Origin of the sequence: Thauera phenylacetica B4P (assembly GCF_000310225.1) — a bacterium.
Taxonomy (GTDB): Bacteria; Pseudomonadota; Gammaproteobacteria; order Burkholderiales; family Rhodocyclaceae; genus Thauera; species Thauera phenylacetica.
In genome coordinates, this window is the sequence record NZ_AMXF01000611.1 from 1 (window position 1) to 435 (window position 435).

1 pseudogene is annotated in these 435 nt (G+C 77.7%); it reads right to left on the reverse strand.

Annotated elements, in window-relative coordinates:
• A pseudogene (locus tag C667_RS23945) lies at positions 1 to 435 on the reverse strand (exodeoxyribonuclease V subunit gamma); the annotation flags it as partial.

The window sequence follows — 435 nt, forward strand, 5'->3', positions numbered from 1 at the left end:
GGCCTCGCCGAGCGCGGCGCGGGCGCGCAGGCCGAGGCCGCCGATCGGCAGGCGGCCAGCGCGCTGGAGGCGAAGCAAGTGCGCCTCGAGCGCGGCCTCGAGCGCGAAGGCGGGCAGCTCGCCTGGTTGCAGGCCGGCGAGCTCGGCGAGCACCGCGCCGGCGAGCTCGTCGACCAGGCCGTGCTCCTCGAGGCCGTCGAAGCCGAAGGCCTCCTCGTCGGGCAGGGCCTCGTCGGCGTCTTCGTACACCACGCCGAGGCGCTCGCGGAAGAAGACCTTGACCGGGTTGCGCAGGAAGGCCGCGAGCGCGCGGATGGTGAGCGGTACCGCGGGGTCGGGGACGAAGGGCGGCAGCGCCGGGGCGGCGGGCTCGCCGCGAGCGGGGCGGGCGGCGCTACTCGCGGCCTCCGCGGCCTCTGCGGCCGCTTGTTCGCC